Here is a 21,757-nt window from a genome sequence, read left to right on the forward strand (position 1 = left end):
CGGAGCTGGCGGCTTTCGTTACCGCGACAGCGGCCTGCCCGGTGACTCGGTATGCGCCGAACTGGTGCGCGGGTTGCCGGACCGGCTGGTCGAGGGCGGCACCGGCCAGTTGCTGGCGAACTGGATCATCGGGTCGTCCCAGACCTGGCAGGAGCGGGTTACCCAGTGGTTCCCCGCGGCCGGCTGCCAGGCGTGGGTCTGGCAGCGCGAGGTCGCCGACCCGGGCGAGTACGTCGCGCTGTGGTTGCGCGATGCCGGTGAGCAGCCCGGCACGGCCAGTTGGCAGCAGCGCTACGACCGGTGGTTGGACTGGTTTGCCGCCTCCGGCGTGGCCGGCATCGGGATGGGCCTGATCAGCCTGCGGCGTACCGGTGAGCAAGGCTCCCAGGTGGTCTGCCAGGACGTTCGGCAACCCCACGAGCATCCGATCGGCCCGGCGATCGAGGACTGGTTCGCCCGGCAGGCCTGGTTGCGGGATCGGCCGGTCTCAGAACTCCTGGATGCCCGGTTGGTGGCCGCCGCCGGCCTGGTGCGCTCGACGCACTCGCTGCTCAGCGCCGACGGCTGGCAGCAGGCGGTGGTGCAGCTTCGCCAGGCCGGTGGCCTGCGCTGGGAACTGGAGGTCGACGACGCGGTCGCCGCGCTGGTGGCCGCCTGCACCGGCGAGGCCACCCTCGCCGTGGTGCTCAGCGTGCTGGCGGCCGCGGTGTCAGCCGGTACCGACGAGGTGATCACCGCTCTGATACCGGTCGTACGCGATTTGATCGATCGCGGTTTCCTCGTACCCGCCGAACTCGTACCCGCCGAGCTCGTACCCGCCGAGCTCGTACCCGCCGAGCTCGTAGGATCGACTGCTACCGACGGTGACCGATGAGAGCCGTTGTGCAACGGGTATCCACTGCCTCGGTGACGGTCGCCGGCGAGATCCGCGGCGAGATCCCGGCGGGTCTGCTGGTCCTGGTCGGGGTGACCCACTCCGACACCGACCGCGAGGCCCGCTGGCTGGCCGGCAAGATCGCGGGATTGCGGGTGCTGCGCGATGGCGACCGGGACGAGGCATCGGCAACCTCGATCGGCGCGCCGGTCCTGGTGGTCAGCCAGTTCACCCTGTACGCGGACACGGGCTCCGGTCGCCGGCCCAGCTGGCAGGCGGCGGCGCCCGCCGATTACGCCGAGCCGTTGGTGGAGGCGGTCTGCGCCGGGTTGCGGGCACTCGGGCTGCCGGTGGCGACCGGTGAGTTCGGTGCCACCATGGCCGTGCACAGCGTCAATGACGGCCCGCTGACCATCCTGCTCGAGGCGCCATCCCGGCGGTGACTCGCCGCGCTGCCATGGGTGCCGGACCGCCCCGGACCGGACCGGTCCGACGCCGCCGAGCTCTTCGGGTGGGCCTGGCAGGCGCCGTCCCGGCACTCCGGCGTTGCGCCGATCGGCACTGGGAGCAATCGCGAAGTACATCCGGGAACAACTGGGGCTACGAATCGTTGTACAGGACGGGAGAAAAGCACCCCCATCAGTGGACGGGACCCCAACGTGACGCAGCCAGCCACCAAGATAACCGCGCAGCCAAGCGCCAAGACGAGCGCCTCCAAGCGCCGCAACGCGCCCTCCCACACCCTGCCGGGCCACCGTGCCTCCCGCACTGCCACACCCCCGCCTAACGCCCCGGTCGAGCTCGACGACCTTGCCGGCCCTCCCGAGACGCTGCTGGACGAGGTCAACCCGATCGACGCCACCGCCGACCTCGACGAGGTGGTCCAGGCCGCCGACCTGGTCCGTTCCTACCTGAACGAAATCGGCAAGGTCTCGCTGCTGACCGCCGTCGAAGAGGTGGAACTGTCCAAGCGCATCGAAGCCGGGCTGTACGCGGCGCACCTGCTGAGCACCAGCAAGCGGCTGGCGTTGCCGCGCCGCCGCGAGTTGCAGGCGCTGGCCGCCGACGGTGAGACCGCCAAGGATCTGTTGCTGCGTGCCAACCTGCGACTCGTGGTGTCACTGGCCAAGCGCTACACCGGCCGCGGCATGCCGTTCCTCGACCTGATCCAGGAGGGCAACCTCGGGCTGATCCGGGCCGTGGAGAAGTTCGACTACACCAAGGGCTTCAAGTTCTCGACCTACGCCACCTGGTGGATCCGGCAGGCGATCAGCCGGGCGATGGCAGATCAGTCGCGCACGATCCGGTTGCCCGTCCATCTCGTCGAGCAGATCAACAAGATGCAGCGGATGCGCCGGGAACTGGGCCAGAACCTTGGCCGCGACGCCACCGACGCCGAGCTGGCCAGCGAATTGGACATCAGCGTCGAGCGGTTGCACGAGTTGATCGACCACGCCCGCGACCTGGTGAGCCTGGACCAGACGGTCGGCACGGACGAGGACTCCGCACTCGGGGATTTCATCGCCGACAGCGAGGCAACCAAGCCGACCGAGGCCGTCGAGTTCGACCTGATGCGGCGCCAGCTCGGGGTGATCCTGGACTCGCTGGAGCCCCGTGAGGCCGCCGTCGTCCGGCTCCGGTACGGCCTGGCTGACGGTAACCCGCACACCCTCGACGACATCGCGAAGAAGTTCAGCCTGTCCCGGGAACGGATCCGCCAGATCGAACGGGAGACGATGGCCAAGTTGCGCCATCCCTCCCGCGCCCAGTCGCTTCGGGACTACCTCGACGCCTGAGCCGCTGACGACCGGCTTTCCAGCCGCCCGGTATATCTCGCTTCCCAGCCGAGAAACCGGGCGGTTGGTGTTTTCGCCGGACAGTCAGCGGTTGGGTGGCGCCGATCTCCCGGGGCGGCCTGCTCTGTACGCCCAGCTGCCCGCTCTCTACGGTGTGCTGGTGGACCCCGTCACCGCCCTGCGCCGGATCGCGTTCTTGCTGGAACGAAGTGCCGCCCCGACCTACCGGGTGCGGGCGTTCCGCCGGGCCGCCGAGGTGGCCCTGACCAACTCCGCGCAGTTGGAGGAGCGGTTGCGGGCCGGAACCCTGGCCGAGCTCGCCGGCATCGGACAGGTGACGGCCACGGTGATCACCGAGGCCGCGACCGGCCGGGTGCCGGACTACCTCGCCAAGCTGGAGGAGCGGGAGGGCCTGCTGGTCGATCTGGATGCCGACGGGCAGCAGCTGCTGGCGGCGCTGCGTGGCGACCTGCACAGCCACTCGGACTGGAGCGACGGCGGCAGCCCGATCGAGGAGATGGCGGTGACCGCCATTGAGCTGGGGCATCAGTACCTGGCGCTGACCGACCACTCCCCGAGGCTGACGGTGGCCAACGGCCTGACCGCCGCGCGGCTGGAGCGCCAGCTCGGGATCCTGGAGTCGCTCGCGCCGCGGCTGACGCCGTTCCGGCTGCTGAGCGGCATCGAGGTAGACATCCTCGAGGACGGCAGCCTGGACCAGACCCCGGACCTGCTGGACCGGCTGGACGTGGTGGTGGCGTCGGTGCACTCCAAGCTGCGGATGGATTCACCTGGGATGACCCGGCGGATGCTCACCGCGATCCGCGACCGGCACACCAACATTCTCGGGCACTGCACCGGCCGGTTGATGGGCAGCAAGCCCCGGCCGCAGAGCACGTTCGACGCGGCAGCGGTGTTCGCGGCGTGTGCTGAGTACGGCGTCGCCGTGGAGATCAACAGCCGCCCGGAGCGGCTTGACCCGCCCCGCGACCTGCTGCGGCAGGCCGTCGAGGCCGGGTGCCTGTTCAGCATCGATACCGACGGGCACGCACCCGGCCAGCTGGACTGGCAGCCCTACGGAGTCGCCCGAGCCGCTGAATGCGAGGTTCCGGCGGACCGGGTGATCAACACCTGGCCGGTGGACAAGCTGCTGGCCTGGGTCAACCGAGAGCGGTAGCGGCAGCCGGCGGCGTTGCGGTGCGGTGGTCAGCCGGCGGCGCTGCGGTGCGGTGAGTCAGGCGGGTCAGCCGGTGGCGATCGGCCGGCTGGGGTCGGTGATCCACTCGCTCCACGAGCCTGGGTACAAGGCGGCCTCGATACCGGCCAGCCGCATCGCAAGCACGGTGTGAGCGGCGGTGACACCCGAGCCGCAGTACACCCCGACCGGCGCGTCGGGATCGGTTGGTTCCTTGGTGGCCGCTGGTTCGGCTGGTCCATCTGGTCCAGCTGGTCCGGCTGCTCCTGCCGCACCAGCTGGTCCGGCTGCTCCTGCCGCCTCGGCAGCCCCTGCCGGTCCGGCTGCCCGTGCTGGCCCTGCTACCCCGGCTTCGGAGAACCGCTGCCGCAGGGCGGGCTCGGGCAGGAAGTGTCCGGAGGCCTGCACGTTGGCGGTGGTCGGCAGGTTGACCGCTCCCGGGATGTGACCGGCAACCGGATCGATCGGCTCGAGCTCACCCCGGAACCGCTCGGGCGCCCGGACATCGATCAGCCGGCCGGCGGCGGCCCAGTCTGCCGCCGTGTCGGCGTCCAGCGTCGGCATGCTGCCCGGCCGGACGCTCACCGCGCCGTCACCGGGCTGGGGCTGCTCGGTGTCGACCAGGTAACCGGCATCCGACCACGCCTGGAACCCGCCGTCGAGCACCCGGACGTGCCGCAACCCGGCCCAGCACAACACCCACCAGGCCCGGGCGGCAGCCACCGAGTTGGCCTGGTCATAGACCACGACCTCAGACTCCGGTTCGATACCCCAGGATCGAAGCCTCGTCTCGAGCCGGTGCGGATCCGGCAACGGATGCCGGCCGCGGGCCCCCGGTGGATCGGCAAGGTCGACATCGAGATCGCACCAGCGAGCCCCCGGTAGGTGCCCGGCGAGATAGAGCGGATACTGGGAAGGCCCAGCCACCTGCCACCGGACATCGAGCAGCACGGGGCTGGCACCCTTCTGGATGGCGGCAGCCAGCTCATCGACGCTGATCAGGGCCCGCACGGAAGGATGGGTCATGCCGACGGTTCTAACATGGACGCTGGCAACCCGATACGGCAGCGCGGCGCGAGCAGCAGGGTCCAGCACCGGAGTTCGGAAAGGGGTCGGCAAGTGAATCATCACCACAGCGACTTGATCGACACCACCGAGATGTACCTGCGCACCATCTATGAGCTGGAAGAAGAGGGCGTCACGCCGCTGCGTGCCCGGATCGCCGAGCGGCTCAGCCAGTCCGGGCCGACGGTGAGCCAGACGGTCGCCAGGATGGAGCGGGACGGCCTGTTGCAGGTCGAGAGCGACCGCCACCTGCTGCTCACCGAGCGCGGCCGGCACCTGGCCGTCTCGGTGATGCGCAAGCACCGGCTGGCCGAGCGCCTGCTGCAGGACATCATCGGCCTGGAATGGGACCAGTTGCACAACGAAGCGTGCCGGTGGGAGCACGTGATGAGTGACGCCGTGGAGCGCCGGATCGTGGCCCTGCTCGACGGCCCGCTGGTCTGCCCGCACGGCAACCCCATCCCCGGGCTGGAGGAGCTCGGCCTGCCCACCACCAGCAGCGCCGACTATGCCGTGCTGCCGACGCTGGCCGCCTCGGTGGCCGCTGAGGAGGTGACGGTCCGGATCGAGCGGATCAGCGAACTGCTGCAGCCCAACGTGGAGCTGATGCGCCAGCTGTCGGACTCGGGGTTGACTCCCGGGCTGTCGGTCGCGGTCAGCCGGGTGCCGGCCGGCTTGCACGTCGCCGGCGCCCCGGACAGCGAGCTGGTGCTCGACGAGGTGGCCAGGCACATCTTCGTCTCGGTGCCGGCCTGAGACGCTCACCGGGCACGCCAGCCCGGTACTCATCCCGGCCGTCCCTGGCCCAACGCGGGTACGGTACGCGGGTCGAGGCCGCGTTGCGCCGCGCTCAGCAGGAGCTCGGCGGCTGAGTACCCGGGCCGGGACTGCAGCACCCGTTCGGCGGCCATCATTGCCAGCGCGGCGTTACCGGCGCGCCACTGCGACCAGCCGAAGAGGAACAGCGGCGCGGCGTCGTAGGGCGCCGGCAACCTGGCGTGCAGCTCGCCCATCAGCAGGCTGATCGGTGCATTGCTGATCGGTGCATTGCTGATCGGTGCACAGCCGTCGTCGAGGGCCAGCCACAGGGCATCCCGCACCGCCAGATCGGTCAGGGCCACGGCGTACCGGGCCAACCGCTCGGCGGTCAGCGCAGCCGGCGCCGCGAACCCGCCCGCGGCGCCCCGCTGGTGGCCAGTGCCCGGACCGCCATCGGTGCCGGGCTGGCGTCCTCTGCTCGGCTGGCGCACCCTGCTCGGCTCGCGCCCACTGCTCGGCTCGCGCCCACTGCTCGGCTCACCCCCGGTGGCCAGCTCGGCGGCAGCGGCGCATTCGGCAGCAGCTGCCAGCAGATCGGCCACCTCGGCCTGGCGCCAGCCGGCGGCCTGCTCCGGAAGGGTGCCGGCCCTGCGCCGCTCCGCATCGGCCAGCCGCGGCAGCAGCGCCGACCGCTCCGCGGCGCTGCTGCCGGCAAGGGTGGCCACCATGGCCTGCCGGTCGGGCAACGCCACCAGCCCGGCGAAGGTCGCCTGGGCAGCTGCCGCCGAGCAGCCGAGCACCCGGTCGTGCCCGTCACTGGGGCAGCACTCGGGCTGCTCGCAACACAACGACCACCAGCGCCGCTCGGTGGCGACCAGCACGTCGAGGACCTCGATGCCGGACCCGTCCATCGACGTTGCCAACAGGTCGCGGCAGGCCAGCAGGCCGGCGGACTGCCGGGGGTCTCCTCGCACCGACTCGGTCACCAGCACGGCGGCCATCGCGGCGGATTCTGCCCGCCGGAGCACCTGGCTCAACGGTTGCAGCGTCTGGACATCGAGGCTTCCCGGCAGCCGCTCGGGCAGGTCCACCCGGATGGTGACCTGGATCTGCTGCGGCCCGGAAGCGTCGGCGGCCCCGACGGAGTCGCCAGCCCCGGCGAACCCGATCAGCACCAGGCTCTCGCGCGGGTGGAAACCGAGCAGGTAGGGAACCATCTCGATCAGCTCGCCCGGGTCACTGATCTGGATGCGGGGCAGTTCGCACGACGTCATGCTGCCCAGCCTGGCCGCGGTCACCGGCACTCGCGGCCGACGCCGCATAGTTGTGGACAAGCGCCTGGACAACCGCGCGCGTCGTCCACAGCCTCCGCGGCGGCAGGAGCCCCCGAACGGCTAGAGCGGGCTCTTCCGCCAGTTGAGCGCGGCGAGCGTGAGCCCGTCGGCCACCTCGTCGTTGCGGTCGGCGAGGTGACGCTCGCGCTCCCCCTCCTCGCCCGGCCCCGCGCTCTCCCGGCGGCCGGTGGCGATCACCCGGAAGAATGCGGCAGCACGCTCCAGCGCGACGTCGAAGTCGCCCAGGTACGCCCCGTGCAGCACCGCATCGGCCAGCGCCTCGATGGCTGCCGGATCCGCGGCCTCGGAGACCCCGGCGACCACCTCGTCGGCCGGCGCGTACGGCCGGCCGGCGCGCCACAGCCGGGTGACCTCGGCGCCATTGCTCTGGCACCACCGCCGCAGCAGGTACAGCGCCCACAACGCCCCGGGCAGGCTGGAGGGCTGCTCGTGACGCCACAGCTCGGCAAGGGTGTCCAGCCCTACCCGGTCGGCCAGGTCGACCAGCGATTCCGAACCGGCAGAGCGCCCGTGAGTGATCACGGCCGCGGCGGTGGCGGCGGCGAGTTCGGCGCGGGCGAACGGTTCGAACTCGACCGAACCGGCGAGCGCGGCCATGTGAGGGCGCCGGATCGGGCGGTGTGGACGGTCGGCTTCGGGCACCCGTCCAGGGTAAGTGAGCACGTTCGCGGCCCTGCCGAGGGCCGAGTACGGCTCGCAGCAGCGGAATCGGCGGGTAAAATGGAGCACGGCGTCGACCCGATCCATGGCCCCCGGTCCCACTTATGCCGCCAAGAGCGGCCTTTTGCCGAGAGGCGACCTGGCGGGTCGGCGTCTATACCAACCTGTAAGACCAGTCACGCACACCCGTACCGGGCCTGCGGACCGCCGGAGCGAAGGACAGCGTATGGGTTCCGGCCTATGAGTTCCGGGGATGGATGGACGATCTGCGCGGCCGGCCATCGGCACTGGGGCCTGTTCGGCGCTGCCGGGCTGCTGCTCGTCGACGAGGACCGGGTGGTCCTGCAGCACCGCGCGCCGTGGACCCACCAGGGTGACACCTGGGGCATCCCGGGCGGCGCCCGTGACAGCCACGAGGACGCGGTGACGGCGGCGCTGCGCGAGGCGCGCGAGGAGGCCCACCTCTCCCCCGACGACGTCGACCCGATCGGCCTCTACGTCGATGACCACCAGGGCTGGAGTTACACCACGGTCGTCGCCCGGACCACCCGGACGGTGCGGCCCTACGCCGCGAACGCCGAGAGCGTGTCGGTCCGCTGGCATGCCGCCGCTGACGTCGCCGCGCTCAGGCTGCATCCCGGCTTCGCCTCCTCCTGGGCCCGGTTGCGCGACGTGCCACCACCGCTGTTCCTGGTGGTGGGCGACGCGGCCGCCGACGATCCGCTGCTGGAACGGTTGCGCCGGACCGGCGTCGAGGCCGCCCGGCTGCCCAAGGGCATGGTCGGCGGCGGTCTCACCCGGCTGCTTCCGCACGTGGTCTATGCGGGCAGCCTCGGTTCCAGCGTCGCGGCCGGCTACGCCTCGCGGGGTCAGGTGATGCTGGCCGTCCAGCCGGAGGACCTCAAGCTGCTCGCCTGATCCGCTGGGTCGCCTCTCCGCTGGCGCGTTGTGGCCCGCTGGCACGTTGTGGCCCGCTGGCACGTTGTGGCCCGCTGATCCGCTGGCTCGGCCGAGCCCCCTTCGGTGCCGCTACCGTCTGCGGGGTGCGCATCCTGCTTCCGCCCAGCGAGGCCAAGAATCCCGGCGGCCGGGGCGTTCCGCTGGCCCGTCGCCGGCGGCGCCAACCCATCGACGACAGCCGGGACCTGGTCCTGCGGGCCTTGGCCGAGCTGCTGGCCGGCCCCGACGCCGCCAGGTCGCTGCAGCTGCCCGACTCGGTGGCGGCCGGGGCCCTGGCGGACAACGGGCGGGTCCGGACCGCGCCGACGATGCCGGCCCTGGATCGCTACGCCGGCATCGTCTACGACGGGCTCTTCCTGCAGCCGCTCAGTGACGCCGCCCGGGCGGTGGCCGACCGGGAGGTGCTGATCTTCTCGGGCCTGTTCGGGGTAGTACGCGGCGGTGATCCGGTCCCGGCCTACCGGGTTCCGGCCAAGGCCTGGTTGCCCGAGCTGGGCGTGCTGTCGACCTTCTGGCGGCCGCGGCTGGAGGTCCTGATGCCTGCCCTGCTGGATCGCGGCCCGCTGATCGACCTGCGTTCGGGTGACTACGCCGCGATGTGGCAGCCCGCCGGCCAGGACCCGGCGGCCGGCCGGCTGGTCAGCGTCCGGGTGCTCTCGCCACGGCCGGACGGAACTCTCGGGGTGATCTCCTTCGCCTCCAAGCTCGCCAAGGGCCGGCTCGCGGCCGCGCTGCTGGAACGCCAGGCGGCCGGGCAGCCCGTCCAGGACGTCACCGACATCGCCGCTGCCTGGGCGGCGGCCGGTGGCAGCGACCTGATCGAGCGTTCGGCAAGGCACGGCAGAGCCCTGGAGTTGATCACCGCGACCGCCGCCGGGCCGGTCGGCTCCACCGGATCGGCCCGTGCGCATAGCAGGAGCAATTGGAGATAAAGCAGCCAGGGCGGCGCACCCCGGTGGCCGGGGGCTTTTCCGGCTCAGCCACTATCGACGGCATGCGATTGGACCACCTTTCCTACGCGGCAGGCCCAGAAGGCCTCGCCTCGTGTGTGCAGCGGCTGGGTTCCCAGCTCGGTGCCGGCTTCACCGACGGCGGGATACACCCCCGCTTCGGAACCCGGAACTTCGTCCTGCCGCTGGCCGGCGGCATCTACCTGGAAGTGGTGGAGGCGCTGGATCACCCCGCCGTCGAGGCGGCGCCGTTCGGCCGGGCGGTCAAGGCCCGCAAGCTGGCGGGCGGCGGCTGGTTCAGCTGGGTGGTCGCGGTCGCCGACCTTCCGGCCATCGAGCAGCGGCTGGGCCGTCAGGCGGCGCCGGGGCACCGCAGGCGTCCGGACGGCTACGACCTGCGCTGGAAGCAGATCGGGGTGCTGGACACCGCCAGCGACCCGCAGCTGCCCTGGTTCATCCACTGGGAGTCCGAGAAGGCCGAGCACCCGGCCGCCCGCGGCGGCACCGTGAAGCTCGAGCTGCTCGACATCGCCGGTGACCGGTCCCGGGTCGTGGAGTTCCTCGGCGACCGTGCCACCAGGTCACTGGACGACCTCCAGGTCCGCTGGCTGCCGGTGGAGGACAACGACGGCGAGACGGGCATCGTGGCGGTGCACTTCACCACCGCCCGTGGCGTGGTGGTCATCGACTGACCCGCGGCGGACCTGACCCGATCAGCCTGAGCCCGGATCAGCCTGAGCCCCGATCAGCCTGAGCCCGGATCAGCCTGAGCCCGGATCAGCCTGGGCCCCGATCAGCCTGAGCCCTGATCAGCCAGCCGCTACCGGAGTGATCTCCTTGTTGCGGGTGCCCGCGACGGCCTGGACCCTGCGGGTGGCGAGGATGGAGCCGGCCAGGATCAGCGGGAAACCCGCCAGCATGCCGAGGGTGACGTCCTCGCCCAGCACCAGCACGCCGAGCGCGACCGCGACAGCCGGGTTCACGTAGGTGATCACGGTGGAGCGGGTGGGCCCGATCTCGGTGATCAGCTTGAGAAACACCACGAACGCCAGTGCGGTGCACACCAGGGACAGCACCACGATGCTGGAGACCGCCGAAGGGGGCAGCCGCCGCGGTGGCTGCAGGATCACGAACGGCAGGGAACACACCGCGCTGAGCGTCATCGACGTGGCGATCACCCCGGGACCCGGCAGGTCCGCCAGGTACCGGGTCAGGACGACCGGCCCGGTGGCGTAGCAGGTGCTGGCCGCCGCCATCTCCAGAATGGCGAAGAGGTCGAGCCCGGCGAAGTCGAGCCCGACCAGCGCCGCGACACCGGCCACGCCGAGCAGCAGGCCGGCCAGCTGACTGCGGCTGACCCGGTCGGCGTGGGTACTGAACCTGGCCACCAGCGCACCGATCAGCGGCACCGACGCCACCAGCAGCCCGGCCAGCGAGCTCGACAGCTGCCGCTCGGCATCGGAGATCAGCAGCCACGGAAACACCGACTCGAGCGCCGCGAAGAGAACCAACGGGCGCCAGCGGGCCAGCACCGGAGCCACCTGGCCGCGGGTCATGGCCAGCGGGAGCAACACCACGGTGGCCCCGGCCGCCCGGAGGAAGACCAGCGTGCCGGGCGTCACGTACTCCACCGCGATCCGGGTGAACAGGTAGGGCAAGCCCCAGATCAGAGACATCGCTGCGAAGAGCAGCCAGCCACGCCGTGACACAGGCCGTCCTGTCCTAGTACTCGGAAGGGATTCACGTAGTCGAAGGGGTTCACGTAGTCGAGCAGGTTCACCGGGCCAAAAAGTTCACGGTGTCAGAAAACCCACGTAACGGAAAGTCGGCATCGCCGGTGCCGAAGTGGTGGAAAGTAGCCGTGATCGGATTGCGCACCCTTGACGCTACGGCCTCTCCTCGCGTCCGAGCTAGCTGAAATCCGCCACCTTAGGTGCAATGACTGCCGAGATGGGGGGCGGCGCGAGTCGTCGACGAGCACAATCAGAGTCGAGGATGATCGAGTACCCAGACACCGTCGGCAGGTGAGGCAATGACATTGAAGATTTCGCCCAGTTCCGGCCACCACGACATCCGGACCGTGCCGATCGGCGACTACGGCTTCCTCAGCGACGGTGAGACCACCGCACTGGTCTCACCCGGCGGCTCGGTGGACTGGATGTGCCTGCCGCGGATGGATTCGGCCAGCATCTTCGGCGCGATCCTGGGCCGGCATGCCGGCTCGTTCCGGATCGCGCCGGCCGACGTGTCGGTTCCCGCGGCCCGGCGCTACCTGCCCGGCACGATGATCCTGGAGACCAGCTGGGGATCGGCGACCGGCTGGATCATCGTCCGCGACGTGCTGCTGATCGGCCCCTGGCGCTACGACACCGAGATCGCGCACAACTACCGACGGATGCCCACCGACTACGACGCCGAGCGGGTGCTGCTGCGCACGATCCGGTGCGTCTCCGGCGAGGTGCAGACGGTGATGGAGTGCGAGCCGGTGCTGAACTACGGGCGCAGCTCGGTGCGCTGGGAACATACCGAGAAGGGCTACCACCAGGGCCGGGCGCGCTCGGACAACAGCGACATCGAGCTGACGCTCACCACCGACATGCGGCTGGGCTTCGAGGGCGGCCAGGCCGGCGCCCGGACGCTGCTCAAGGAGGGCGACGTCCGGTTCGTGGCGCTGTCCTGGGGCGGCCGGACGCCGCCGGAGGACTACGACGACGCCTACTCGCGGGTGGTGTGGACCGCCCACCACTGGCAGCACTGGCTGGCCCGCGGCAGGTTCCCCGATCACCCGTGGCGCAGTTACCTGCAACGCAGCGCCCTCACCCTCAGGGGACTGACCTACGCTCCGACCGGTGCGATCGCCGCGGCGGCCACCACGTCGCTGCCCGAGACCCTCGGCGGTGAGCGCAACTACGACTACCGCTACTCCTGGATCAGGGACGCCACCTTCGCCCTGTGGGGGATGTACTCCCTCGGCTTCGACTGGGAGGCGCTGGACTTCTTCTCCTTCATCGCCGACCTCGCCGAGCGCGACGCCGACCTGCAGATCATGTACGGCATCGGCGGTGAGCGGAATCTGGAGGAACGGGAGCTGGACCACCTGGCCGGCTATGCCCAGTCCAGGCCGGTACGGATCGGCAACGCCGCCTACGCCCAGCGCCAGCACGACGTCTGGGGCGCGCTGCTGGACTCGGTGTACCTGCACTCCAAGTCCGCCGATCACCTGGACAACCGGATCTGGCCGATCCTGGGCAACCAGGTCAACGCCGCGCTCAAGCACTGGCGCGAACCCGATGCCGGCATCTGGGAGGTGCGCGGCGAGCCCAAGCACTTCACCTCGTCCAAGATCATGTGCTGGGTGGCGGTGGACCGCGGCGCCCGGCTGGCCTCGATGATCGGCCAGGACGCCGAGGCCGCCCAGTGGGAGCTGGCCGCGGAGGAGATCAAGCAGGACATCCTGGCCAACGGCCTCGACGAGCGCGGCGTCCTGACCCAGTACTACGGCGGCACCGCCCTGGACGCCTCGCTGCTGCTGGCGGTGCTGGTCCGGTTCCTGCCACCGGATGACCCGCGGATCCGGGCCACCGTGCTGGCCATCGCCGACGAGTTGACCGAGGACGGCCTGGTGCTGCGCTACCGCACCGAGGAGACCGACGACGGCTTCAGCGGCGAGGAGGGCAGCTTCACCATCTGCTCGTTCTGGCTGGTGTCGGCGTTGTGCGAGATCGGCGAGTACCACCGGGCTCGCAAGCTGTGCGCCAAGCTGCTGTCCTTCGCCGGACCGCTGGAGCTCTACGCCGAGGAGATCGACACCCACACCGGCCAGCACCTGGGCAACTTCCCGCAGGCCTTCACCCACCTCGCCCTGATCAACGCGGTGCTGCACGTCATCGCGCTGGAACGCGTCGAGGACGACGCCGCCGACGCCGGACCGCCGGTCGCCAAGCCGAACTGAGCGGCAGCGCCGGCCACGCGTCCTTGACGGTTGCCGTACTCCTGCCGAAATAGCCGCATCGGCGGCTGCTATCGGACATAGTGGCCGCATGCAGAACCTCCAGCTGGGCTGGCAGCCGGCCGCCGCGCTGTCGGCCGGCCTGCTCGCCGGGGCGGCGGGGGTCCGGCTGCCCTCCCGGGCGTCCCGGTTCCGGCTCCCCGAGCGGGCAGTGCCCTACCTGCGCGAAGCCGGCCTGGTCGCGGCGCTCTACGCGCTCTGGCAGCTGGCCTGCTCGGTGTCGGTGCTGGGCAGCGCCGGGGCGTTCAGCCGGGCTCGGTGGATCCTGCGGCTGGAACGAGCCGGCCGGTTGCCGAGCGAGCACGGCACCCAACGGCTGATAACCGGGCACCCGGTGCTGACCCAATCGGCGAACTGGTACTACGCGGCGATGCATTTCACCGCGCTGGGGGCGCTGCTGCTGTGGCTGTTCGCCCGGCACCGCGCACGCTATCCCGAGGTCCGCAACGTGCTGGTGCTGCTGACCGCGAGTTCGCTGCTGATCCAGTTGCTGCCGGTCGCGCCGCCCCGGCTGCTGCCCGAGCTCGGTTACGTCGACACCGCCGCGCGCTACGGGCAGTCGGTGTACGACCTGTCCGGAATCTCGCTGGACCAGCTGGCCGCGATGCCCTCGGTGCACGTCGGCTGGTCGCTGCTGGTGGCGTGGGCGGTGCTGCGGGTGAGCGCCAGCCGGTTCCGCTGGTGGGTGCTGGCGCATCCGGTGCTCACGGTGTTCGTGGTGGTCGTGACGGCCAACCACTTCTGGCTCGACGGCATCGTCGCCGCCGCGCTGCTGGCGCTGAGCATCGCGCTGCTGCGGCTGGCCGGCCGGCTAGCCCGGGTCACGGGCGGGATGGATGACGGTGATGCCCGCCGGAGCCCCGCCGGTCATGGCCGCCAGCGCCGCACCGACCTCGTCCAGGCCGATCGTGGCGGTGACCAGCTCGTCGGGACGCACGGCACCGGAGCGGACTAGGTCCAGCATCGCCGGATAGTCATGAGCGGCCATGCCGTGGCTGCCCAGCCAGGACAGCTCCCGGAACGCCAGGAACGACAGGTCCAGCTGCAGCCGGTCGGGCAGCAGGCCCAGTTGGACGTGCCGGCCGCGAGGCTTGAGCGAGGACAGCGCGGTCTGCACGACCGACTCCGCTCCGATCGCGTCCATCGTCACCGCGGCGCCGCCGCCGGTCAGCTGCCTGATCCGCTCGGCGATGTCCTCGCCGGAGCCGGCCTCGCCACCGGCGGCTGCCAGCATCGTGTACCCCGCGCCGTGCCTGGTGGCCATCGACAGCGCCGCCGGGTTGGTGTCCACGGCGATCACCCGGGCACCGCCGGCGGCGGCGATCATGACGACCGAGAGCCCCACGCCGCCGCAGCCGAAGACCGCCAGCCACTCCCCGGGACGGACGTTGCCGACCGCCGTCACGGCCCGGTAGGCGGTGGCGAACCGGCAGCCCAGGGCGGCCGCGGTGTCGAAGCTGATCTCCTCGGGCAGCGCGACCAGGTTCACCTCGGCGTAGGGAATGGCCACGTACTCGGCGAAGGAACCCCAGTAGTTGAACCCCGGCTGCAGTTGCCGGGTGCAGACCTGCTGGTTGCCCTCGCGGCACTGCTCGCAGTCCCCGCACGCGCAGATGAACGGCACGATCACCCGCTGGCCCGGCCGCCAGCCGCGCACCGTCGGGCTCACCTCGGCGATGGTGGCGGCCAGCTCGTGGCCCGGCACGTGCGGCAGCGCGATGTCCGGGTCGTGGCCCTGCCAGCCGTGCCAGTCGCTGCGGCACAGGCCGGTGGAGCGCACCCGCAGGATCACCCCGCCTTCGGGCAGCGCCGGCTCGGGCACGTCGGTGACGATCGGGGCGTCGGCGAAGCGTTGGACGAGAACTGCGCGCATGCGGGCATTCTTACCGGTAGCCCGCTCGGCCGGTGATCCCGCCTACCTGGTTGTCCCGGATGACTTGGGCGATTCCGCCTACGGGTGCTCGCGATCAGAACGGCGGTGGGTCCTCGATGCCGGGATCGGCCGTGCTGACCGCCAACGCCGCGGTTGCCTCCGCCGCGGTGGGTGGGCGGGCGGTACGCGCGGCGTCGATCACCTCGCCGGTGGCCGCGTCGATCCGCACCCCGTCGATGACCAGGACGCTGCCGGCCGGGGCGCTCGCGCCCCCGAAGGCATCCGGGCACCACCTGGCCACCTCGCAACCGGCACAGTGCTCCCCGGGCCGGGTGGCGAAGGTGTCGTCGCCGTGCCAGGCGTCGGCGGCGACGGCCGCGGCGCGGCGGGCGGCGTGCACGGTCGCTTCGTCGGCGCAGTCATAACCGGCCACCCGGGAGGCTTCGGCCGACAGCAGTTCCAGTTCCACCAGGCCCGGGCCGGAGTCCAGCGACAGCCGGGGGTCACCGAGGGCATTGTCGGCGACGATGCACACGGCCACCGCCAGCTGCGGAAACATCTCCAGCAACTGGCGATCCGTCGCGGCCGGCAGCTGGGTCATGGTCTTGGTCTCCCGCCACAGCGGCCCGCCCGGCCGGGCGATCAGCAGGTCCGGCCGGGTGCAGACCGTCACGTCGGCGTCGGTGTCGTACACCACGACGTCGCGCTCGGGCCACGCCTGGACCGCCCCGGACAGCGGGCAGTGCGCGAGGTGCTGGAGCAGGTACGGCCGCGCCCTGGCGTAGTCCTTGCCTTCGAGCCCGGCAGCCTCGGCCACCGCACCCGGGCTCGTGGCGTCGGCGGGCAGGTCCTCGGGCCGGCAGGCGATGCCCCGGCCGTGCGCCTGCTCCAGCCACCGGTGGGTGTCGTTGCCACGCCGGATGGCATCGGTGGACACCTTGTCCTCGCGAGGCAGGTTGACCACCTTGGTGAGGAAGTAGCGGGCCGGGCATACCCGGTAGGTGGCGAGTGCGGTGGGCGCGAGGGATCTCGGATGGGTGCCGTAGGTGGGCAGCCCGAGCAGCCCGGGAGAGGTCGGCAGCGCCGCGCACACATGCCGGGCACGGCAGTCGATGCAGGATCTGCCCGGACGCACCGAGCCGCCCTCGGTGAGCGCCCCGGCCAGTGGCCGGTGCGGCGCCCACGCTGCCCGGGCGTCCTCGGGGCTGCCCTGCCACACGATGCGGTCGGCGCCGTCAGCGGTGCTGACGAGCCGGATCCGGACGAGTTCGGCCGGCACGGTGCTCCCGGACACCCGGCAGTGCGGTTGCCGTGGCCGTTCCCCGGGCTCGGTCGGCACGCCGGTTGCGGTGATGAAGGCGGCGGCGGCGACGGTCTGGGCGGGCAGCACCAGCTCGTCCAGCGGTCGCATCCGCAGCAGCCAGAGCTCGCGGACCGCCCCGTCACCGCGCTGGTAGCTCAGGCCCCAGCTCGCAAGCTCCATCGTCCGGTAGTCGTCACCGGCGTGGACGATGCGCCAGCCGTGCCGTGGACCAGGCTCCAGGTTCTCCGCCGCCCGGAGCGATTCGGCCGCCTCGAGAAGGTTCTCGGTCGCCCGCACCGCCCAGCTGCGGGCCGCGGCCGGCACGTCCTTGGCGGGGTCGAGGGTGGCGATGGCGTGCGCAACCGCGCGCTCAGCCACCGCGGACAGCGGCTCGGTACCGCTGGCTGCCACGTCGCCGTGATCGACGGCCGTGACGGCGTCGCGGACCAGTCCGAGCGGGAAGGTGTCCCAGCGGTCGAAGCGAAGCGGTCGATACGTCTGATCCCGCGGGAACACCTGCGGATGGGTCTTGAGTGCCAGCTGCTCCAGGCAGGCCCCGGCGAGCGGGGTGCCGAGCACCGTCGGCGACACCCGGACATGACCGAGGTCGCCGTTGACCTCCCAGGCGGGCTGCCAGCTCACCAGACTGCCTCGGAGAGATCCTCGGCTTCCCGCTCGCGTTCGGCCAGCTCCACGGCTTCCGGGCGGTGACCGCGGCGCCGCAGCCCGAGGGTGGCCAGCCGGGCATCGGACTCGGCGCTGCCCGGCGGCGCGGCGCCGGCGTTGTAGGCCGGGCAGGCGGGCTTGAACGGGCAGAAGCCGCACAGGGCCGTCGGTGTGGCCGTGAACTGCCCCTCGGCCAGATCCCGCTCGGTGTCGCGGCGCATGAGCGTGAGGCGATCCACGGCGGCGTCCAGGGCGGCCGGGTACACCGGACGGCGGACCAGCCCGCCATCGCCTCCCAGGTAGAACAGCTCCACCTCGTCGACCGGGTCGCCCTCGGCACGCGCGGCCGCGGCATACAGGTAGACCTGGGTCAGCTTGTCCGGGAGCCGGTAGGCAGGTGGCCGGCGACCTGACTTGTAGTCACAGATCCGCCGCAGCGGTGCTCGGGTGCGCCGGTCCAGCCGGCCGGTGAACGCCACTCCGTTCAGCTCGACGGTGACAGCTGACTCCAGGTCGGCCGGAGCCACCTCCAGCCGGCTGGGCGTCTCCAGGGCGAACAGGTTCCTCAAAGCGGCCTCGGCCCGGGTGCGAATCTCACGGTTGTCGGCATGCTGGCGGTAGGCGGGCGTGGCGAACATGCCGCGAGCCACCTCGACCATGAGCTGCACCGCGGTCGTCGCGCTACGTTCGCCCGGCTCCAGTCGGTACAGGCGCTCCAGGGTGTCGTGGAGGAGCGTGCCCAGCGTCGTCCATACCGTCTCGGGCTGCCGGAACCCGAGGACCGTGTCGAAGTAGTAACGCAGGCCGCAGCTGGAATAGCTGTCCAGCTGGCTTGCCGAGACATGTCCGGGCAGGCTGGCACCGGTCTCGGCGACGGCAACCCGAACGGGTGGCTTCGGCACGCCTCGACAGTAACGGCGGGTTCGGACGATTCGGCGCGATCGCGGCCCGACCCGCCGGAGCCGGTTGCCTGAGTTCTCCTCGGCGGTGCGGCTCAGGCGCTTAGGCTGGCGGTAGCTGACTACGCCGCCGGCCAATCAGCTGCTACCAGATATGGGGTCTATGACGCCTCGCCGCCTTCCGGGCTCGGTTGCCGGTGAGATCGTTGTCTTCGCCCTCGCGGTCGCCGCACGGCTGGCCGTGGTGGTGACCAGCGGCGGGTTCGGCGGAAACTACGGCTACGACGCCGGGGTGTACTACGCCGCCGGCGACTCGCTGGTCCACGGCCGGGTCCCGTACCGGGATTTCGTGCTGCTGCACCCGCCCGGCCTGATGCTGGCCCTGACGCCGTTCGCCTGGCTGGGCCGGGTCACCAGCGACCATGCCGGGTTCGTCACGGCGAGCCTGGCCTTCACCGCACTCGGCGCCGTCAACGCCGTGCTGGTCGTCCGGGTGGCGCGAGGAATGGGTGTGGCGAGCGGGCCGGCTCTGCTCGGCGGCGCCTTCTACGCGCTCTGGTACGGCGCCATCCGGGCGGAATACCTGCCTCGGCTGGAGCCGCTGGGGAACTTCCTGCTGCTGGGCGCCCTGCTGGCGCTCCTCGCCGCGGCGGACTCCGGCCGTGGCTGGCCCGCCGTGGCCGGCGGCGCCGGGCTGGGGGCCGCGGCGAGCGTCAAGATCTGGTGGGCGGTACCGATGTTGCTCGTGCTGGCCTGGCAGCTCGTCGGCGACCGGCGCCGGCCCCGGTCGGTGCGAGTGCTGCCGGCTGCCGGGGCCGCCGGGGCGCTCGTGCTGATCAACGGCCCGTTCTTCCTGCTCTCGCGCGGCCAGATGTGGCAGATGGTGGTGGCCCAGCAACTCGACCGCCCTCCGGACCGCAACTCCGCCGCGTCCAGGCTGGCTCAGCTCAGTGGCCTGAACTCCCTCTCGCCCTCGCTGCCCCGTCCGGCCGAGCTTGCGCTGCTGGTGGCCGGCGCCGCCGTAGCGCTTGCCGTCTGCTGGCTGGCCTGGCGCATGCCGCGAGCGCGCCTGGTGGTGGTGCTGGCCCTGGTCCAGGTGGCCGTGCTGGTCTCGGCACCGTCCTGGTTCACCTTCTACAGCGACTATGCGGCGCCGGCGGCGGCCCTGACGCTGGCCGCCGGGATCGGTGCCCTCAGCGCGCGGCGTGCGGCTGCCGGGCACGGGTGGCTGGATCGCGCAGCGCGCTACGGCTGGTTGCCGGTCGCCGTGGCCGCGCTGGAAACCGTGCTGCTGCTGGTCACCGGGCGCAGCAACGTGGTGGCACCGTTCCCACGGGCACCGCTGGCGCGGGCGGTGGCCGACACCCGGTGCCTGATGTCGGACTCGGCGATGGCCCTGATCCAGTTGAACGCATTGAGTCGTGGGCTGGCCAACGGCTGCCAGAACTGGGTGGACGTCACCGGCAAGACCTACGGCCCCGACAAGCCGGCCTCGCCTGCGATCCCGCGCAAGGCCAATGCCAAGTGGCAGGCCGACCTGCGGGCCTACCTGCTGTCCGGTGACGCGGTGATCGTCATCCGGGCGGCCGGCACCGGCCTCAGCCCTGCCACGACGGCCGCGGTCCAGCAGGGCGGCGTCCTGGCCGCGGCCGGCGGCCACGCCGTCTACCGCACGCCGCACCGGTAGCCGGTAACGCCTCTTAGTACGGGATGGTCATGTCCGCGACCAGCGGGTTGTGATCCGAGGGCATGACGCCGACGAACTTGCCGTAGGACAGGTTCAGCAGCAGCCGCCACGACACGATGGCCACCCCGGGCGGGGCGTAGACGTGGTCGATGCTCTGCCCGAACGCCGGCGGGGTGCGCCAGTATCCGTTGGCGCTGTTGTAGGCCTGGTTGCCCAGCCACTGCGCGGAGTCCAGCCCGTCGGCGACGTGCACCGCCCGGGCCGCGACGCTGGGGCCGTCGAAGAGGTGATAGGCGTTGACGTCGGAGTTGAAGTCGCCTGCGTAGATCACCGACGCGTGCTGGGTGGCCGCGAAGGACGATGCGGTGCTCATCAGCCACTTCATGTCGGCCTGGCGAGCGGCGTCGGTGGATTCGACCCCGAAGTGCACCACGACGTAGACGACCCTGGCGCCCGTGGTGCGGTTCTCCAGTCCCTGGTAGGACGCGTAGTGGCCGCTGGGCATCGTCCAGTGCCAGCCTGCGCCGACCGCCCGGTACGCCGCGGCCTTGTAGAGGATGTAGTTGGCGGTGCGGAAGTAGCCCGGCTCGGACGGCGGGATCTCGGTGCGGGCCAGGATGTAGGCACCGCCCAGGGCGGTCGTCAGGGTGTCCACCTGGCGGGGTCCTCTGACGGCACCAGTCCAGGAACCGGCCTCCTGCAGCCCGACGAGGTCGGGGTTGGACTGCTTGATGTAGCCCACCACGCCAGCCTGGCGCTGTGACCAGGGAGCGATCACCTGGCCGCCAGCGACGGTGCCGTCCGCGGTGGCCTGCAGGACGTTGTAGGTCATCACCGACAGTCGCTGCTGGGTGCTCATCTTCACCGCACTGACCAGGACCGAGCCGTAGGACGGTGTCCCGTTGTTGAGCGCCCGGACCCGGTAGTAGTACGTGCGGCCCTTGACCAGGCCGTACGGGGTGAACTGGTGGTTCAGCCCGCCGCGGATCCGGTAATCGCGCCGGTTCACGGTCATGGTCGGGTCGGTGGCCTCGGCGATGGTGAACCCGGTCGCCGGTCCGCTGTTCCAGGTCAGGTAGGTGCCGCTGCTGTTGCTGGTGATGGCCACCGCCGTCGGTATCGCCGGGCGGAGGCCGACCGACAGGATCCCCGACCAGTTGCGGTAACCGCCGTTGATGGTCTCGACCCGGTACCAGTACGGGGCGGCGGTGTAGGCCAGGCCGCTGATCGTCATCCGGGGCGTCGTGGAGAGCGCGGACGCACGCGCCCTGGTGATGTTGGAGACGTACAGGTCGCTCTTCAAGGTCGAGGCGAACAGCCGGTAGTACACGGTGTTCGTCGCCGGGTTGGTGGTGATCGTGAAGGCCGACGCGGTCACCGCCGCCACCCGGATTCCGGTGGGTACCCCCGTCTGGGAAGCGGCCTGTGCAGCCGTGGGCACCAGGCTCGCCGCCACGGTTGCCGCGATGGCCAGCAGCCCGCCGGCGACCCGCCGGCGAACGACAGCACTCCGGTTGCGGCCTCGTCGGCCGCCGACCGGCACTGTCGATCGGCTGGGGACATGCGACATGTAGGAGCTCCTCGATTGTCACACTGCGTATAGGCGTGGCTACCTTACGTGTCCAATCGGGCAGGAGCGCAGAAAACTTAGATCCCGGTCAGTACTGCTGAGCCCGCTTTGCAGGGGTGATGGCTCAGGACTCTGC

At 71.2% G+C, this 21,757-nt stretch carries 17 protein-coding genes and 2 pseudogenes; 11 read left to right on the plus strand and 8 right to left on the minus strand.

Annotation, left to right across the window (positions count from 1 at the left end):
- From VF542_RS01375 to VF542_RS01390, 4 genes and pseudogenes are all read left to right on the plus strand, one after another.
- Window positions 1–874, plus strand: a pseudogene (locus VF542_RS01375) (SAM-dependent methyltransferase); the annotation flags it as partial.
- Window positions 871–1,317: a D-aminoacyl-tRNA deacylase gene (gene dtd, locus VF542_RS01380; RefSeq protein WP_408649915.1), complete on the plus strand. Its 447-nt coding sequence runs from the start codon at window positions 871–873 to the stop codon at window positions 1,315–1,317. The pseudogene VF542_RS01375 and the gene dtd, both read left to right, overlap by 4 nt.
- A gap of 390 nt (window positions 1,318–1,707) precedes the next feature.
- Window positions 1,708–2,670 carry an RNA polymerase sigma factor SigB gene (gene sigB, locus VF542_RS01385; RefSeq protein ID WP_408649947.1) on the plus strand — a complete coding sequence of 321 codons (963 nt, stop codon included), beginning with the start codon at window positions 1,708–1,710 and terminating at the stop codon, window positions 2,668–2,670.
- A 160-nt stretch (window positions 2,671–2,830) separates the two neighbouring features.
- On the plus strand, window positions 2,831–3,847 hold the full coding sequence (locus VF542_RS01390) for a PHP domain-containing protein (RefSeq protein WP_408649916.1): 1,017 nt from the start codon (window positions 2,831–2,833) through the stop codon (window positions 3,845–3,847).
- A 66-nt stretch (window positions 3,848–3,913) separates the two neighbouring features.
- On the opposite strand, the gene VF542_RS01395 is transcribed toward VF542_RS01390, so the two are convergent.
- On the minus strand, window positions 3,914–4,891 hold the full coding sequence (locus tag VF542_RS01395; RefSeq protein ID WP_408649917.1) for a sulfurtransferase: 978 nt from the start codon (window positions 4,889–4,891) through the stop codon (window positions 3,914–3,916).
- Window positions 4,892–5,023: 132 nt separating this feature from the next.
- Here VF542_RS01395 and VF542_RS01400 point away from each other — a divergent pair, with 132 nt between their 5' ends.
- Window positions 5,024–5,686, plus strand: coding sequence for a metal-dependent transcriptional regulator (locus tag VF542_RS01400; protein WP_408649948.1), 663 nt, complete (start codon window positions 5,024–5,026; stop codon window positions 5,684–5,686).
- Window positions 5,687–5,715: 29 nt separating this feature from the next.
- Here the strand turns inward: VF542_RS01400 and VF542_RS01405 are convergent, their stop codons facing one another.
- Together VF542_RS01405 and VF542_RS01410 are read right to left on the minus strand one after the other, a co-directional pair.
- A complete protein-coding gene (locus VF542_RS01405; RefSeq protein ID WP_408649918.1) occupies window positions 5,716–6,963 on the minus strand; it encodes a DUF4192 domain-containing protein in 1,248 nt (415 codons plus the stop codon).
- Between the two features lie 120 nt (window positions 6,964–7,083).
- Window positions 7,084–7,686, minus strand: a complete 603-nt coding sequence (locus tag VF542_RS01410) for a hypothetical protein (RefSeq protein ID WP_408649919.1) — start codon at window positions 7,684–7,686, stop codon at window positions 7,084–7,086.
- 258 nt (window positions 7,687–7,944) lie between these two features.
- Here VF542_RS01410 and VF542_RS01415 point away from each other — a divergent pair, with 258 nt between their 5' ends.
- From VF542_RS01415 to VF542_RS01425, 3 genes are all read left to right on the plus strand, one after another.
- On the plus strand, window positions 7,945–8,622 hold the full coding sequence (locus VF542_RS01415; RefSeq protein WP_408649920.1) for an NUDIX domain-containing protein: 678 nt from the start codon (window positions 7,945–7,947) through the stop codon (window positions 8,620–8,622).
- A 125-nt stretch (window positions 8,623–8,747) separates the two neighbouring features.
- The gene (locus tag VF542_RS01420) at window positions 8,748–9,596 is read left to right on the plus strand and encodes a YaaA family protein (protein ID WP_408649921.1); all 849 of its coding nucleotides are present in this window, start codon (window positions 8,748–8,750) and stop codon (window positions 9,594–9,596) included.
- A gap of 62 nt (window positions 9,597–9,658) precedes the next feature.
- A complete protein-coding gene (locus tag VF542_RS01425; RefSeq protein ID WP_408649922.1) occupies window positions 9,659–10,306 on the plus strand; it encodes a VOC family protein in 648 nt (215 codons plus the stop codon).
- A gap of 117 nt (window positions 10,307–10,423) precedes the next feature.
- On the opposite strand, the gene VF542_RS01430 is transcribed toward VF542_RS01425, so the two are convergent.
- Window positions 10,424–11,323: a DMT family transporter gene (locus VF542_RS01430; protein ID WP_408649923.1), complete on the minus strand. Its 900-nt coding sequence runs from the start codon at window positions 11,321–11,323 to the stop codon at window positions 10,424–10,426.
- A 323-nt stretch (window positions 11,324–11,646) separates the two neighbouring features.
- On the opposite strand from VF542_RS01430, the gene VF542_RS01435 reads away from it, so the two are divergent.
- Window positions 11,647–13,566, plus strand: coding sequence for a glycoside hydrolase family 15 protein (locus VF542_RS01435; RefSeq protein WP_408649924.1), 1,920 nt, complete (start codon window positions 11,647–11,649; stop codon window positions 13,564–13,566).
- Between the two features lie 88 nt (window positions 13,567–13,654).
- A pseudogene (locus VF542_RS01440) lies at window positions 13,655–14,404 on the plus strand (phosphatase PAP2 family protein); the annotation flags it as partial.
- 30 nt (window positions 14,405–14,434) lie between these two features.
- Here the strand turns inward: VF542_RS01440 and VF542_RS01445 are convergent.
- From VF542_RS01445 to VF542_RS01455, 3 genes are all read right to left on the minus strand, one after another.
- Window positions 14,435–15,496, minus strand: a complete 1,062-nt coding sequence (locus VF542_RS01445) for an alcohol dehydrogenase catalytic domain-containing protein (protein ID WP_408649925.1) — start codon at window positions 15,494–15,496, stop codon at window positions 14,435–14,437.
- A gap of 94 nt (window positions 15,497–15,590) precedes the next feature.
- Window positions 15,591–17,441: a PD-(D/E)XK nuclease family protein gene (locus tag VF542_RS01450; protein ID WP_408649926.1), complete on the minus strand. Its 1,851-nt coding sequence runs from the start codon at window positions 17,439–17,441 to the stop codon at window positions 15,591–15,593.
- Window positions 17,438–18,367 (minus strand): RecB family exonuclease, encoded by a 930-nt coding sequence (locus VF542_RS01455; RefSeq protein WP_408649927.1) that lies wholly within the window; start codon window positions 18,365–18,367, stop codon window positions 17,438–17,440. The genes VF542_RS01450 and VF542_RS01455 overlap by 4 nt, the downstream gene beginning before the upstream one ends.
- 160 nt (window positions 18,368–18,527) lie before the next feature.
- Here VF542_RS01455 and VF542_RS01460 point away from each other — a divergent pair, with 160 nt between their 5' ends.
- Window positions 18,528–20,051, plus strand: coding sequence for a hypothetical protein (locus tag VF542_RS01460; RefSeq protein WP_408649928.1), 1,524 nt, complete (start codon window positions 18,528–18,530; stop codon window positions 20,049–20,051).
- A 13-nt stretch (window positions 20,052–20,064) separates the two neighbouring features.
- Here VF542_RS01460 and VF542_RS01465 read toward each other — a convergent pair whose 3' ends face one another.
- A complete protein-coding gene (locus VF542_RS01465) occupies window positions 20,065–21,621 on the minus strand; it encodes an endonuclease/exonuclease/phosphatase family protein (RefSeq protein ID WP_408649929.1) in 1,557 nt (518 codons plus the stop codon).
- Window positions 21,622–21,757 lie beyond the last annotated feature (136 nt).

Origin of the sequence: Jatrophihabitans sp., from assembly GCF_036389215.1 — a bacterium.
GTDB lineage: Bacteria > Actinomycetota > Actinomycetes > Mycobacteriales > Jatrophihabitantaceae > Jatrophihabitans_A.